The organism is Cupriavidus basilensis (genome assembly GCF_029335485.1).
Classification (GTDB): Bacteria; Pseudomonadota; Gammaproteobacteria; order Burkholderiales; family Burkholderiaceae; genus Cupriavidus; species Cupriavidus basilensis_E.
This window is the reverse complement of sequence record NZ_JARJLM010000560.1, coordinates 1-15122: the sequence shown is the minus strand read 5'-3', so window position 1 is coordinate 15122 and position 15122 is coordinate 1. Positions and strand designations below refer to the sequence as shown.

General features: G+C 68.9%; 13 protein-coding genes. 5 read left to right on the top strand and 8 right to left on the bottom strand.

All coding sequences use genetic code 11. The features are described 5' to 3' along the window. Nucleotides 1-93: 93 nt before the first annotated feature. Nucleotides 94-1479 (top strand): FAD-binding oxidoreductase, encoded by a 1386-nt coding sequence (locus P3W85_RS35120; protein WP_035818079.1) that lies wholly within the window; start codon nt 94-96, stop codon nt 1477-1479. 75 nt (nt 1480-1554) lie between these two features. Here P3W85_RS35120 and P3W85_RS35115 read toward each other — a convergent pair whose 3' ends face one another. From P3W85_RS35115 to P3W85_RS35090, 6 genes are all read right to left on the bottom strand, one after another. After that, nucleotides 1555-2490: a LysR family transcriptional regulator gene (locus P3W85_RS35115; protein ID WP_276268153.1), complete on the bottom strand. Its 936-nt coding sequence runs from the start codon at nt 2488-2490 to the stop codon at nt 1555-1557. Between the two features lie 36 nt (nt 2491-2526). Beyond that, complete coding sequence (locus P3W85_RS35110; protein ID WP_276268152.1) at nt 2527-3429, bottom strand: 2-hydroxy-3-oxopropionate reductase; 903 nt, start codon at nt 3427-3429, stop codon at nt 2527-2529. A gap of 33 nt (nt 3430-3462) precedes the next feature. After that, nucleotides 3463-4254: a 2-dehydro-3-deoxyglucarate aldolase gene (garL, locus tag P3W85_RS35105; RefSeq protein WP_276268151.1), complete on the bottom strand. Its 792-nt coding sequence runs from the start codon at nt 4252-4254 to the stop codon at nt 3463-3465. Nucleotides 4255-4378: 124 nt separating this feature from the next. After that, a complete protein-coding gene (locus tag P3W85_RS35100; protein WP_017230865.1) occupies nt 4379-4753 on the bottom strand; it encodes a 5-carboxymethyl-2-hydroxymuconate Delta-isomerase in 375 nt (124 codons plus the stop codon). Nucleotides 4754-4808: 55 nt separating this feature from the next. After that, nucleotides 4809-5903, bottom strand: a complete 1095-nt coding sequence (locus tag P3W85_RS35095; RefSeq protein ID WP_276268150.1) for a malate/lactate/ureidoglycolate dehydrogenase — start codon at nt 5901-5903, stop codon at nt 4809-4811. 105 nt (nt 5904-6008) lie between these two features. After that, nucleotides 6009-7028, bottom strand: a complete 1020-nt coding sequence (locus P3W85_RS35090; RefSeq protein WP_430869681.1) for a Bug family tripartite tricarboxylate transporter substrate binding protein — start codon at nt 7026-7028, stop codon at nt 6009-6011. 275 nt (nt 7029-7303) lie between these two features. On the opposite strand from P3W85_RS35090, the gene P3W85_RS35085 reads away from it, so the two are divergent. The 4 genes from P3W85_RS35085 to P3W85_RS35070 are packed head-to-tail and all read left to right on the top strand — an operon-like array spanning nt 7304 to nt 12643. Continuing rightward, nucleotides 7304-9004 (top strand): thiamine pyrophosphate-binding protein, encoded by a 1701-nt coding sequence (locus tag P3W85_RS35085; protein WP_276268148.1) that lies wholly within the window; start codon nt 7304-7306, stop codon nt 9002-9004. A gap of 36 nt (nt 9005-9040) precedes the next feature. Further along, nucleotides 9041-10474, top strand: coding sequence for an FAD-binding oxidoreductase (locus tag P3W85_RS35080; RefSeq protein ID WP_276268147.1), 1434 nt, complete (start codon nt 9041-9043; stop codon nt 10472-10474). Between the two features lie 60 nt (nt 10475-10534). Further along, nucleotides 10535-11527 (top strand): Bug family tripartite tricarboxylate transporter substrate binding protein, encoded by a 993-nt coding sequence (locus P3W85_RS35075; RefSeq protein ID WP_276268146.1) that lies wholly within the window; start codon nt 10535-10537, stop codon nt 11525-11527. A 42-nt stretch (nt 11528-11569) separates the two neighbouring features. Beyond that, complete coding sequence (locus P3W85_RS35070) at nt 11570-12643, top strand: Ldh family oxidoreductase (RefSeq protein ID WP_276268145.1); 1074 nt, start codon at nt 11570-11572, stop codon at nt 12641-12643. A gap of 107 nt (nt 12644-12750) precedes the next feature. Here P3W85_RS35070 and P3W85_RS35065 read toward each other — a convergent pair whose 3' ends face one another. Both P3W85_RS35065 and P3W85_RS35060 read right to left on the bottom strand, forming a co-directional pair. Next, nucleotides 12751-13590 carry an IclR family transcriptional regulator gene (locus P3W85_RS35065; RefSeq protein WP_430869680.1) on the bottom strand — a complete coding sequence of 280 codons (840 nt, stop codon included), beginning with the start codon at nt 13588-13590 and terminating at the stop codon, nt 12751-12753. A gap of 4 nt (nt 13591-13594) precedes the next feature. Beyond that, the coding region (locus P3W85_RS35060) for a class I adenylate-forming enzyme family protein (protein WP_346430311.1) at nt 13595-15122 on the bottom strand (1528 nt) is incomplete at its 5' end.

The following is a 15122-nucleotide window of genomic DNA, read 5'->3' as shown; positions in this document are numbered from 1 at the left end:
CATGAGGGCGGAGACGGAGCAAGCCTGGCTTCGCGGCACCTTGCCGGCAGCGCGACCGAACCCGTATCCGGGATTTCTGTCGCGAGGTGCATCATGTCTGATCTGTCGAGTGAACTGGTCGAAGGGTTGAAGTCGAAGCTGAGAGGCCAGGTGCTGCTGCCCGGCGAAGCGGGTTATGAGCAGGCCCGCCACATCTGGAATGCCATGATCGACCGGCACCCCGCGCTGATCGTCAAAAGCGCTGGCGCGGCCGATGTGATCGATACGGTTACGTTCGCGCGGGACAATGGCTTGCTGTTGTCGGTGCGCGCGGGCGGCCACAATATCGGCGGTCTTGCGATGTGCGAGGGCGGCATCACGCTGGACCTGTCCGCGATGAAGTCCGTGCGGGTCGATCCGGCTGCGCTGCGCGCCTATGTGGAACCGGGCGCGACACTTGCCGACTTTGACCATGAAGCGCAGGCGTTCGGCCTCGCCACACCGCTGGGCATCAATTCGACCACCGGGGTGGCCGGCCTGACCCTGGGCGGCGGCTTTGGCTGGATCAGCCGGAAGTACGGCACGTCGGTCGACAACCTGGTCAGCGCGCAGGTGGTCACGGCCGACGGCAAGCTGTTGCGCGCCAGCGCCACCGAGCATCCCGACCTGTTCTGGGCCATCCGCGGCGGTGGCGGCAATTTTGGCGTGGTGACGATGTTCGAGTTCCAGCTCCATCCGGTCGGTCCGGAGATCTTCGGCGGGCTGATCGTCTATCCCCTGGAACAGGCAGACAAGGTGCTGCCCGCATTTCGCGACCTGTTCGAGAGCATGCCCGACGACCTGACCGTCTGGGTGGTGATGCGCCAGGCGCCGCCGTTGCCGTTCCTGCCGCCGGACGCGCATGGCAAGCCCATCATGGCGCTGGCCATCTGCTATATCGGGCCGGTAGCGAACGGCCCGCAACTGGTCGAACCCTTGCGCCACCTGGGCACGCCCTATGGCGAGCACGTCGGGCCCATGCCCTTCACCGCATGGCAGCAGGCGTTCGATCCCTTGCTCACGCCCGGTGCGCGCAACTACTGGAAATCCCACAACTTCGCCGGTCTCGACGATGGCTTGCTGGAAGCGCTCACAGGCTACGTCAGCCAGCTGCCGTCGCCGCAATGCGAGATCTTCATCGGCGCCATGGGAGGCCAGACCAACCGGGTGGCGCCGGGCGCCACCGCGTATGCCAATCGCGATGCGAAATTCATCATGAACGTGCATGGCCGCTGGAGCGAAGCGGCCGACGACGACGCCTGCATCGCCTGGTCGCGCGCCGTGTTCAGGACGGCGGAACCCTATGCGCTGGGCTCGGTGTACGTCAACTTCATGACGCAGGAAGAGGGGGATCGCGTCGGTGCCGCCTACGGGCCGAACTATGCCCGGCTGGCCGAAGTCAAGCGCCAGTACGATCCGGGCAACCTGTTCCGGCATAACCAGAACATCAGGCCTGCGTAGCCTTCGCCTTGGCATCAGGCATCAGGCATCAGGCATCAGGCATCAGGCATCAGGTGGTGGCAAGACCGGGGGCGTTCAAATCAGCCGCGCTCCCGGCCACGCCCCCGACATCACGATATTGCGCACCGACTGCCGCACCGTCTGCATGATGTCCCATAGCTCCGGCACCGGCGTGCGGTTGCGCGCCGTGGCAAGCGCCACCTGCCGCGTGACCACCGGATCCACCAGCCGGGCCGAGTGCAGCCGGCCCTGCGCCACGCGGTCGGCCACCGCGGCAAAGGGCAGCAGGGTGGCGCCACAGCCATCCTCCACCAGCCGCATCGATACGGTGTTGGACGCGTCGCATTCCAGCGCCAGCTGCAGGCTGGTACCGGTGCGGGCCGCCAGCGACTCGGCCAGCAGGCGCAGGCCGTGCCCGGTGCTGGGCAGGATCAGCGGTACCTCGCCAAGCCGGCGCACGGGAAAGGTGGGTCCCAGGTGGCTCCACGAGGTGGGCGTGACCAGGGTCAGGTCTTCCTCCAGCAGGATGTCGACCTTCAGCGCGCCTTGCTGCTCCGGCAGGTAGAGCAGCGCGACGTCGATCTCGCCGGCAGCCAGCCAGGCCAGCACGGGGCTGGCCAGCCCTTCCACGAAACGGACCCGGGTGGCGGGAAAGCGCTGCTTGAGCGCGGTGCCGATGCTGGCGAAGGCGGTGTTGGCGATGGTCGGCTGCGCCGCGATCACAAGCTGCGCCGGCCCCTGCGCCGACGACGCGCGGATGGCCTCGCGCGCCTCCGCCAGCGTGGCGGCTACCTGCCGGGCGTAGACGATCAGCGTCTGGCCGGCTTCGGTCAGCACCACGCCGCGCCCGCTGCGGTGGAACAGGCGGGTGTCCAGCGCCGCCTCCAGCCGGGCGATCTGCCGGCTCACGGTGGACTGGTCGGCGCCCAGTTCCAGCGCCGCGCGCGAGATGCTTTGGGTGTTGGCCACGCAGACGAAGCAGGCCAGGTCCTCAGAGTTCATCGCGCTCATGTCATGGTACCTGTGCGTCGCTCACGACAAGCGACATCAGGCCTTGCCGGGAGGCTTGTCGCCGATGGCGTGGCCGGACATATGCTCGAGCGCGCGCACCAGGCCGGAGTGATCCCACCTGGCGCCGCCCAGCGCGCCGCACACGTTGAACAGCTGCTGGCACGAGGCGGTATTGGGCAGGCTTACGCCCAGCTTGTGCGCGGTCGACAGCGCCAGGTTGAGATCCTTCTGGTGCAGGTCGATGCGAAAGCCAGGGTCGAACGTGCGCTTGATCATCCGCTCGCCATGCACTTCCAGGATGCGCGAGCTGGCAAAGCCGCCCATCAGGGCCTCGCGCACGCGGGCAGGATCGGCGCCCGCCTTGGCGGCCAGCACCAGCGCCTCGCCCACCGCCTCGATGGTCAGCGCCACGATGACCTGGTTGGCCACCTTGGCCACCTGGCCGTCGCCCACGCCGCCCACCAGCGTGATGTTCTTGCCCATCAGCTGCAGCAGCGGCAGCACGCGGTCGAAGACTTCCTGCCTGCCGCCCGCCATGATCGACAGCGTGGCGGCCTTGGCGCCGACTTCGCCGCCGGAGACGGGGCCGTCCACGTAGTCGCAGCCCAGCGCCGCGATCCTTTCGGCGAAGGCGCGGGTCTCGATGGGGGAGATCGAACTCATGTCCACCACTGTCTTGCCCTGGGAAAGGCCTTCGGCGACACCGTGCTCGCCGAACAGCACACGCTCCACATCGGGCGTGTCGGGCAGCATCAGGAAGATCACCTCGCTTTGCCGCGCCACCCCGGCGGCATCGGCGCAGGCCTGCGCGCCCGCATCGAGCAGGGCCTTGGGCGGGCCGCTGCGCGAATGCACGTAGAGCGTATGGCCGCCCGCCAGCAGGTGTTGCGCCATGGGCGTGCCCATCACGCCCAGTCCGATGAAGCCGATCTTGCTCATGTCAGTTCCCCTGGTCTCAATGTGATGCGGCGCTCAGCTCGCGAATCTGTCGCGCAGCGCCTGCGTGGCGCTGCGCAGGACATTCTGATCCAGCCCGACCGCCACGAAGGCCGCGCCCATGTCCAGGTAGCGGCGCGCGTCGGCTTCCACCGGCGTCAGGGTGCCCACCGCCTTGCCGGCGCGATTGGCGGCCTCGAAGATACGCGCCACCCGGGCCTGCACCTCGGGATGGTTGGGGTTGCCGAGATGGCCGCAAGCGGCCGCCAGGTCGGACGGTCCGATGAAAATGCCGTCCACGCCATCCACCGCGCAGATCGCGTCGGCCGCGTCCACGCCTTTCTGGCTTTCGATCTGCACCAGCACGCAGATATTGTCGTTGATCTGGCTGAAATACTCCGGCACCGTGCCGTAGCGGTTGCTGCGCTGGACCATCGACACGCCGCGCACGCCGGCCGGCGGATAGCGGGTGGCGCCGACCGCGCGCTCAGCCTGCTCGGCACTTTCGACAAAGGGAATCAGGAAGTTATAGAAGCCGATATCCAGCAGGCGCTTCATCACCACCGGGTCGTTCACGGGCGGCCGCACCACCGGTGCGCTGACGCTGCCTTGCAGCGCCATCAGTTGCGGGATAAAGCTCAGCACATCGTTGGGCGAGTGCTCGCCGTCCAGCAGCAGCCAGTCGAAGCCCGCCAGGCCGAGGATTTCGGTGGTGGTGGGATTGCCCAGCGAGCACCAGCAGCCGATCAGGCGCTTGCGTGCCAGGATGTCGGCGCGGAAACGGTTGGGCAAAGGCGAGGGCAGATACGAATTGGGCAACGACGACATGGCCAGGGTTTTCCTTTTTCATGCTGCAAGCGCGGCGCCGGGACGGCGCGCAATGGACGGGGGTGGCCGTTTCGGCCGGTAATGGCGATCTGCCGCGAACCGCCTGTGCGGTCCGCGGCCTTGCTCAGCGCTGGCCGCTGACGATCTGCTTGGCGTAGCTGGCGCGCTCCATCTCCACGACCTCCACGCTGACCTGCACATTGTCCTCGGCCCCGCCGGGCCGCACGGCTTCGGCGATGACCTCGCAGATGGCCTTGCCCAGCGCCTGGCGCACCGCCAGCTCGCGGCCGTCGAGGATGCTCAGGCGCGCATGGACAAAGGCGCGTTCCCGCGCCTCGGTGCCCTGGCGGAAGGAGGTGAGCGTGATGCAACGGGACTTGATGTCCGCCTCGCCGAACTGGCCGGAGGCGAGCAGGGCGGCATTGGCTTCGTCCAGCAGTTCTTCCTGCGAGCAGGCCAGGCGGGTATTTTCGGTGATTTCGATGGTCAGGTGAGGCATGGTGATTCCGGCACTGGGCCGTTGGTTATCGGTTGGCTGCGCTGGGCAGCAGAACTCAGTCGGCCGCCAGCCGCGACAGCGGGCCGGGCGATTTGCCGCGCGCCACCTGTACGCGTGCCGCGGCATCGTCGAGCTGGGCCAGCGTGCCGCTGTCCACCGGGATCCACTCCGCGCGGGCCTTGCGCCAGGCGCGCTCGGGCTCGCCGGGCAGGCGGATGGCATCGCTGCCGGCCTGCAGCTGCGAGGAGCGGAGCCAGTCGACGAAGGCCTGCACTTCATGGCCGAAGGTGGTGCTGCTGCCCAGCCGCGCCGGATCGAACACGATGGCCAGCATATTGTTCCAGACCGCGTGCTCGTGGGTCAGGGTCTCCGGGCGGATGGTGTGGCCGCCCGTGACGGCAGCGCCCAGCAGTTCGCACATCACCGCCAGCACGTAACCCTTGTGCTCGCCGAAGGCGCGCAGCGCGCCCTGCGCCTCGCCGGCGGGCGGGAACATCACGGCGGGGTCGCCGGTGGGCTGGCCGCCGGCATCCAGCAGGCAGCCCGGGGGCACCGGCACGCCCTTGTTGTTGGCGACCCGGACCTTGCCCAGCGCAATCGCGCTGGTGGCGAAATCCATCACCAGCGGCTCGGCGCCATCCACCGGCACGGCGATGGTGAAGGGGTTGGTGCCGTAGCGCGCCTCAAAGCCGCCATGCGGCGCCACGATGGGCTTGGACAGCACGTTGACGAAGTGGATGGAGATCATGCCGGCGGCGGCGGCCTGCTCGGCCCAGTGGCCGACCCGGCCAAGATGGTGCGAGCGGCGCAGGCCCAGCACGCACACGCCGTGCTCGCGCGCCCGTTCGATCGCCAGGCCCATGGCCTCTTCGGTCACCGCCTGGCCCATGCCGCGATTGCCGTCCAGGCTCAGAATACCGCCGGCCTCATGCACCACGCTGACGCGCTGGTTGAGCTGGAGCTGCTCGCCGAGCCAGGACAGCACGTATTTCGGGATCATGCCGACGCCATGGGAATCGTGGCCGGACAGGTTGGCGCCGACCAGGTGGTCGGCGGTCAGGCGGGCTTCGCGGGCATCGGAGCCGGCGGCGAGCCAGAGATCGACCACCCATTGATGGAGGGCGGCGCTCGGGATACGGTGTTCACTCATGGGGTCGGGTACCGGGAGGAGAGTGGGGGAGACAAGGCGGCCCTCATGATAAGCCGCCGGGCCCCGCTTGGGTACCCGGCAAACCACACCAGCCATGCGCTGGCGTCATTCCGGCCTGATATTCGCGGTCTTGATCAGCTGCGCCCATCTGGCCACCTCGCTTTTCTGGAAGGCGGCCAGCTCGGCCGGGCCGGCGCCGGACGGATCGATGCCCAGCGATGCAAGGCGGGCACGCATGTCCGGCTCCTGGATGATCTTGCCGATGTCGGCTGCAAGCCGGTTGACGATCGGGGCCGGCGTGCCGGCAGGGGCGAACACGGCCTGCCACGAGACGATCTCGTAGCCGGCCAGCTTCGGACCACCGGCCTCGGCCACGGTCGGCACGTCGGGCAATTCGCGCGCACGCCTGGCTGCAGTGGTGGCCAGCGCGCGGAACTTGCCGGACTGGATCATGGGCATGGCCGCCACACTGTTCTCGAACAGCACGTCCACCTGGCCGCCCATCAGGGCCTGCACGGCCGGGCTGCTGCCCTTGAACGGCACATGGAGCAGCTTGACGCCCGCCATGACGGCGAACAGCTCGCCGGCCAGGTGTTGCGAGGTCCCGTTGCCGGCCGAGCCGAAGGAGACCGCGCCGGGCCTGGCCCTGGCGGCGGCGATCACGTCCTGCACGCTCTTCCACGGGCTGTTGGCGTTGACCACCAGCAGGTTGGGCAGGGTCCCGATCAGCGCCACCGGCTGGAAGTTCTTGACCGGGTCGTACGGCATCTTGGGGTACAGGCTCACATTGATCGCGTGCGAGCTGATGGTGCCGCCGACCAGGGTGTAGCCGTCCGGCGCGGCCTTGGCCACATAGTCGGAGCCGATATTGCCGCCCGCGCCGGCGCGATTCTCCACCACCACCGGCTGGCCGATCATCTGCGACAGGCGCTGGCCGATCAGGCGGCCCAGCACGTCGGTGGTGCCTCCCGCGGCAAAAGGAACCACATAACTGACCGGCTTGGCCGGCCAGGCCTCCTGGGCATGGGCCGGCAGCAAACCGGACGCGCCCAGGCCGGCCAGTGCGCAGATCCAGAGGCCGATGGCGCGGCGACGGGGGGATGGCTGGAGGGAACGCAAGTGCATCGGCATGTCATGGTCTCCTGTGTGTTCTTGTCGTGGCCATCCTTTCTTTCCGCTGCCTCGCGCCAGCGCGATGACCTGCTGGCGGCGCATGGGGCAGGGCGGGATCGCCTGGCAACAATCTACACGCGTCGCGGAGCGGTCAGCCTTGCGTTTTACGCATAGCAGAAATGCGTCCGCTGCCGGGTGCCAAGGGCCTGCGCGCCATAACAATCGCAGCATTCCGGGGGCTTCCAACCCATCCCGGGCCAATCGCACTGCACCATCCGATACTCGTCATGATCACCGCATCCACTGCCGCCACATCGTCCTCTTCACCGCTTCCCGCGCCGGCGGCCCGCTCCGGCGGCCGCGTGCTGGTGGACGCCCTGCGTATCCACGGCGCCGAGCGCATTTTTTGCGTGCCCGGCGAGAGCTTTCTCGATGTGCTGGACGCCCTGCACGACCAGCCCGCCATCGACCTGGTCGTGTGCAAGCACGAGGGCGCGGCGGCCAATATGGCCGAGGCCGACGGCAAGCTCACCGGCCGTCCGGGCATCTGCTTTGTCACCCGCGGCCCGGGCGCCACCCATGCCAGCATCGGCGTGCATATCGCGGCGCAGGACTCCACCCCGATGCTGCTCTTCGTCGGCCAGATCGCGCGTGGCCACAAAGGCCGGGAAGCCTTCCAGGAGGTTGACTATGGCGCCATGTTCGGTGCCATCGCCAAGTGGGTGGTGGAGATCGAGGATCCGGCGCGCATCCCCGAACTGGTGGCGCGCGCCTTCCAGTGCGCCACCTCCGGCCGGCCGGGTCCGGTGGTGATCTCGCTGCCGGAGGATGTGCTGGACGGCACGTGCGAGGTGGCCGACACCGCGCGCTATCACCCGGTGGTGGCCTCACCGCGCGCGGCCGACGCCGAAGCGCTGGCCGCGGCGCTGGCGGCTGCCGAGCGCCCGCTGGTGATTGCCGGCGGCGCCAACTGGAGTGGGCAGGCCGCGGCCGATTTCGCGGGGTTCGTGCAGCGCTGGAACCTGCCCGTGGCATGCGCCTTCCGCCGCCAGGACGTTTTCGACAACCGCGACCCGCATTACGTGGGCCACCTCAGCCTCGGGGTCAGTCCCGCGCTGGCGGAGCAGGTGCGCAATGCCGACCTGATCCTGGCCTTCGGTACGCGCCTGGGCGACATCGCCACCGACGGCTACACCTTGCTGGAGGCGCCGTGCCCGCGCCAGCGCCTGATCCACGTGCATGCCGACAGCGCCGAACTGGGCCGCGTGTACCAGCCTGTACTCGCCATCCATGCCGGCATCGAACCGGGCGCCGCCATGCTGGCGGCGCTCGCGCCCCCGGCCCGCGTGCGCTGGGGCGAGTGGACCAGCGCCGCCCGTGCGGCCCACACGGCGTTCGCCACGCCGGCAATGCCGCACCCGCGACTCAGCGGCGTGGACATGGGCGCGGCGATCGCCCACCTGGACCGTGTCTTGCCCGATGACGCCGTGCTCAGCAATGGCGCCGGCAATTACACCGTCTGGCTGCATCGCTTCTATGCCTATCGCCAGCCGCGCACCGAACTGGCGCCAACCTGCGGCGCCATGGGCTACGGCCTGCCGGCGGCGCTCGCCGCCAAGCTGCGCGAGCCGCGGCGCACGGTGGTGTGCCTTGCCGGCGACGGCTGCTTCCTGATGTACCCGCAGGAACTGGCTACTGCTGCGCAATATGGCGCGAACCTGATCGTGGTGGTGGTCAACAACGGCATGTACGGCACCATCCGCATGCACCAGGAGAAGCGCTATCCCGGGCGCGTCAGCGGCACGGATATCCCGAGCCCGGATTTCGTGGCGATGGCGCAGTCGTGCGGGGCCTGGGCGGAGCGCGTGACGCGCACGGAGGACTTTGCCGCGGCCTTTGCCCGGGCCCAGGCAGCGGGCAAGCCCGCGGTGCTGGAACTGGTCACGGACCCGCGCCAGATCACCCCGACGATGCGGATCGCGGACTGAAAAACAAAAAGCAAAATACAAAACAGGAGACACCCCATGACCGATGCCACGCTGGCCGACCTGCGCAGCCGGTTTGCCGGCCGCTTGCTGAGCGCACCCGAAGATACCGCGCCGTTTCTCACCGACTGGCGCCGCAGCTGGACTGGCCGCGCGCTGGCGGTGGCACAGCCCGATACCACGGCCGACGTGGCGGCCGTGGTGCGCTGGTGCGCGGCGCGCCAGGTGCCGCTGGTGCCGCAGGGCGGCAATACCGGCATGGTGGGCGGCGCCATCCCCGACGACGGCGGCCGCGCGCTGGTGCTGTCCACGGCGCGGCTGAACCGCATCCGCGAGATCGATCCGATCAACAACACGCTCACCGCCGAGGCGGGCTGCATCCTGGCCACCGTCCAGCAGGCGGCGCAGGAAGCGGGGCGCTTGTACCCGCTGTCGCTCGGCGCGGAGGGCAGTTGCACCATCGGCGGCAATCTCGCCAGCAATGCGGGCGGGGTGCAGGTGCTGCGCTACGGCAATACGCGCGAGCTGTGCCTGGGGCTGGAAGTGGTGACGCCGGATGGCGAGATCTGGGACGGCCTGCGCGGCCTGCGCAAGGACAACACCGGCTACGACCTCAAACAGCTCTTTATCGGCGCGGAGGGTACGCTGGGCGTGATCACCGCCGCCACCCTCAAGCTGTTTCCGCGCCCGGCCGCGCGCATGACCGCGCTGGCGGCGGTGAGCGATCCGCACGCGGCACTGCGCCTGCTGGAACTGGCCCAGCGCCGGCTGGCCGCCACGCTGACGGCGTTCGAGCTGATGAGCGGCGTGTGCGTGGCCCTGGTGGCGCGACATTTCCCGGACTGCCGCGCGCCCTTCGAACGAACGCATCCCTGGTATGTCCTGCTGGAAAGCAGCGACCCGCACAGCGAGGCGCGCGCCACGCAGGCTTTCAGCGAACTGATGGAAGAGGCTTTCGAGGCTGGCATCGTGGCGGACGCTGCCATTGCCGCCTCGCTCGCGCAGTCCGATGGCCTGTGGCGGATCCGCCATCACCTGCCTGAAGCCCAGTCGCTGGAGGGCGACAACCTCAAGCACGATATCTCGGTGCCGATCTCCGCGATCGGCGAGTTCATTGAGCACACCAGCGCCGCCATCGTGGCCGCCAACCCCGGCGCACGCGTGCTGGCCTTTGGCCATCTGGGCGACGGCAACCTGCACTACAACGTCAGCGCGCCGTACGGCGTGCCGCAGCCGGCGTTCGTGCGGGCCAACGGCGCGGCCATCAGCGCGCTGGTGTACGAGGCCGTGCACCGCGTGCGCGGCTCGATCTCGGCCGAGCATGGCATCGGCCAGTTGAAGGTCGACAAGAACGCGCACTACAAAGCCGGCGTGGAAATGGCACTGATGCAAAAGATCAAGCAGGCGCTGGACCCGCACGGCCTGATGAACCCGGGCCGGCTGCTGCCGGGCGCATCGCACCGAGCGCACTGAGTACCGCACACCACGCACCACGCACCACGCACCACAACAAGAACCCCAAAGGAGACACCCATGCATCAACGCTACAAGCCGTCGCGCCGCTCGCTGCTGGCCGTCCTGGCCGCCACCGCCGCGTGCGTGGCGTTGCCCGTGCAGGCGGATACCTATCCGTCCAAGCCGATCCGAGTGGTGGTGCCGTTTGCCGCCGGCGGCAATACGGATATCGTGGCGCGGCTGATCGGGCGCGACCTGCAGAAGGCGCTGGGCCAGCCGGTGGTGGTGGAAAACCGCCCGGGGGCCTCGGGCAATATCGGTGCGGACATCGTCGCCAAGTCGGCGCCGGACGGCTACACCTTCCTGATGGGCACGGTTGGCACCAATGCGATCAACGCCAGCTTCTATCGCAAGATGCCCTACGATACGACCAAGGATTTCACCGCCGTGGCGATGGTCGCCTCGGTGCCGAATATCCTGGTGGTCAATCCGGCCGTGCCGGCGAAGAACGTCAAGGAGCTCACGCAGTTCGTGAAGAGCGAAAACGGCAAGGCCACCTTTGCCTCGTCGGGCGCGGGCAGCTCGATTCACCTGTCTGGCGAGTTATACAAGGTCATGACCGGAACCCAGATGGTGCACGTGCCGTACAAGGGCAGCGCGCTGGCGGTGACGGACCTGATGGGCGGGCAGGTGCAGATCATGTTCGATAACGCGCCGACCTCGCTGCCATTCGTCAAATCCGGCAAGCTCAAGGCGCTCGCCGTGACCGGCACCCAGCGCATGAGCGCGCTGCCCAATGTGCCGACCATGGAAGAGGCCGGCCTGCCGGGCTTTGTGACCGGCTCGTGGTTCGGGCTGTTTGCCCCCGCCGGCACGCCGCGCGAGATCGTGTCCAAGGTGAGCGATGCGGTGATGGCGGCCATGCGCAGGCCCGAGTTCCGCGAGCAACTGGCCAATGCGGGCGCCGAGCCCGACCCGAAGCCCGCTGCGGAATTCCACACCTTCGCGCTGGCCGAGAAGGCGCGCTGGGAAAAGGTCGTCAAGGCAGCCGGCGTATCGGTCAACGAGTAAAACCCTGGGCGCGCCGGTCGCGCCCGACCTGACGGAGCCACCATGCAAAGCCATACTCCCGCCACCCAGCGTTTCGACGCCGCCGCGCTGCGCGGCATGGCACAGGCCATGTTCGAACGCGCGGGCATGCCGTCCGAGCGGGCCGCCGACGTGGCGGACATCCTGGTCGAAGGCGACCTGATGGGCCACGATACGCACGGCCTGCAACTGCTGCCCACCTACCTGGCCGAGATCGAGAGCGGTGGCATGGCGGTCAAGGAGGACTACGCCGTGCTGTCCAACCGCCCCGCGGTCGCTACCTGGGACGGCAAGCGCCTGCCCGGGCCATGGCTGACGCTGCGGGCGATGGAAAGCGCGATGGCGCGGGCGCGCGACTATGGCACCGGTACCGTCACCATCCGGCGCGCCCACCACATTGCCTGCCTGGCGGCCTACCTGGAGCGGGCCACCCAGGCCGGTTTCGTCATGCTGCTGTTTTCCTCGGCGCCGGCGGCGGCCACGGTGGCGCCGTTCGGCGGCACGCGCCCGGTGTTCTCGCCCAGCCCGCTTGCCGTAGGATTTCCCACGCCGGAAGGGCCTGTGCTGATCGACGTCTCGACCTCGATCACCACCAACGGCCTCACGGGGCGGCTCTACAAGGAAGGCAAGCGGCTGCCGCACCCGTGGCTGATCGACGAGCACGGCAACCCCAGCGACGACCCGGCCGTCCTGTTCCCGCCGCACGCCGGCTCGATCCTGCCGCTGGGCGGGCTGGACGCCGGGCACAAGGGATTCGCGCTGTCGCTGATGGTGGAGGCGCTGACCGCCGGCCTGAGCGGCCATGGCCGGGACGACCCGGGCAGGCGCTGGGGCAATACCGTGTTCCTGCAGATACTGGACCCCGCGGCGTTTGCCGGCGAGGAAGCCTTTGCCGGCCAGATGGGCTGGGTGGCGCGCGCCTGCGCGGAGAATCCGCCGCGGCCCGGCGTGGACCGCGTGCGGCTGCCGGGGCAGCGCGCGCTGGAACGCAAGGCGCGCCAGCTGCGCGACGGCGTGGCGCTCAATCCGGCAATCCTGCCGCAATTGGCACCATGGCTGGAAAAATTCGGCATGCCGGCGCCTTCGCCATTGCCGTGAAGTACGCCCCGGCACCGTCAATCCTGCCAGAAGCCCGCATGCGCCTGTGCCATGCCGCCTGGCCGGCACCAGCGGACGGCGGGCCGGGCCGGAACTGGTTCAGTGGTTCAGTGGTCCCGCGAGCCCAGTGCGGCCTCGATGCCGCGAATGCTTTCGAGCAGGCGCGGGCGCACCGTTTCCAGCAGCAGCCCGGCCGGCACGATGGCGGTGGGGCCGCTGCAGGACAGCGTCATCGGCGGCAGCGCCGGGCCCGGGCGGAAGGCGGCGGCTATCGAGTTGATGTCCGGCAGCCAGTCGCCGAAGGAAGTGGTGCAACCCAGCCGGCGCACTTCCGCGCGGCTATGCTCGACAATCGCTTCCGCCGCGGCGGCGTCCACGCCGTCCTTGCTGCGGAAGGCCGACAGCGCCTGGCGCAGTTCAGCCGGTGGCAGGGCCTCAAGATAGGCGCGCCCTGCAGCCGTGGTCAGCCCGGAAATACGCGTGCCGACGGCCACCCGCAGGGTCAGGTACGACTCCGACTGGCAGTTCTCGTAGATCAGCATCTGCGAGCGATCGCGCACGATCAGCGAGGTCACGCCCTGGGACAGGTCGGCCAGCTCCTGCATGAAAGGCTGCACCACGGACAGTACGTCGACCCCGCGCTGCGCGGCGGGTGCCAGTGCCAGCGCCGAACTGCCGAGCTGGTACTTGGCCTGCTCCGGGTCCATGCGCAGGTAGCCCAGCTCGGTCAGCGTGTGGGTGAGGCGCGACACGGTCGACTTGGGCAGGCCGCAGCGCTGCGCCAGCTCGGCGTTGCCAAGCCGCGTCTCGAAGCTGCGGAAGCAGGCCAGCACGTCGAGCCCCCGCGCCAGCGCGGTCACGAAGTGCCGGTCTTCCTTGTGGTGGGGCACATCTGCGGTGTGCGGATCCGGCATGGTGCGGCCTGGGTCGGGATGCGTGCGGTCCATGTTCTCAGCCAGCGCCAGCCAGCAGTTCGCGCAGCCTGGCCTTGAGAATCTTGCCCGACGGCGCGGCCGGCAGGTGGGCCACGACGCGAACCTCCGCCGGGATCTTGTACGGCGACAGCCGCTCGCGCAGGAAGGCGCGCAGCGCGGCCTGGTCCACTTCCATGCCGTCTCGCACTTCGACAAAGGCAATCACTTCCTCGTTGCCTTCCACCGCGCGCCCGACCACCGCCGACTGCAGCACGGCCGGGTAGGCGTTGATCGATTGCTCGACCTCCTCCGGGTACACGTTGAAGCCGGAATGGATGATGATTTCCTTCGAGCGTCCCACGATGGACACCGCGCCGTCGGGGTCGATGCGCGCCAGGTCGCCGGTATGCAGCCAGCCGCCGGCGCCGATCACCTGCGCGGTCAGGTCGGGGCGATGGTAGTAGCCCTTCATCACATTGGGGCCGCGCACCAGCAACTCGCCGCTGCCGTCGGGCTGGGGCTCGCCCAGGCGGATCTCCACCTCGGGAACGGCCGGGCCCACCGAGCAGTCCGTGCGCGGCGCGTCCACCCGCGTCTGGCAGACAGTAGGAGAGGTCTCGGTCATGCCGTAGCCATTGTGCAGCACAAGCCCGAAGCCGGCTTCGAAGGCAGCCTTGAGCGAGGCCGTCAGCGGTGCGCCGCCCGATTGCGCCATGCGCAGTGCCGGGGCCTTGAGCGGGCTGGGCTGGGTCCGGTTCCATTCGATCAGCTTGGCATACATGGCGGGCACGCCGTGCAGCACGGTGAGTTCTTGCTCGATGAGCGCGTGCGCCAGCTTTTCCGGGCGGAAACGCGGTTCGTAGAAGACCGTGGCCCCATTCGACAGTGGCCCGACCAGCAGCACGGACAGGCCATAGACATGCGAGATCGGCAGCACGCCGTAGACGCGGTCGCCCGGTTGCACGCGCGCCTGCAGGCGATTAGAGCGGCCGATGAACATCAGGTTGGCATGCGTGAGCATCACGCCCTTGGCGGCGCCGGTGGTGCCAGTGGTGTAGATGAGCGCGGCGACCTGGTCGCGCGCCTCGGCTTGCACCGGCTCCGCCACGGCTGCCGGGTCGGGCGCGCCGGTCAGCAGGCGGCCCACATGCGGCCACTCGACCGCCTGCGCGCCGCGCGCCAGGCCATGCTCGCGGGCTTCCGGATAGGCGCTGTCGAGATAGAGCGCGATGCGCGCGCCAGCGTGCCCGACGATATTGTCGATCTCGCGGGAGGACAAGCGGGCGTTGACCGGCACGGCCCAGGCATCGAGCGAGCTCAGGGCCAGGATCAGCACCGCGCAGCCTACGCTGTTCTCGGTGACCAGCACCACGCGATCGCCGCCGCGCACGCCCAGGCCCGCCAGCGCGCGGGCGGTTTCGGCGATGGCGCCGTCCAGCTCGCCGTAGCGCAACGATCGCTCGGCATCCATCAGGGCTACGCGTTCGGGATGGCTGCGGACCCAGGGGGCGATAGTCTGGTGCAGGCGGGTGAATGCGGCGGGCGGGGAGGCGAGGGCGGCAGCC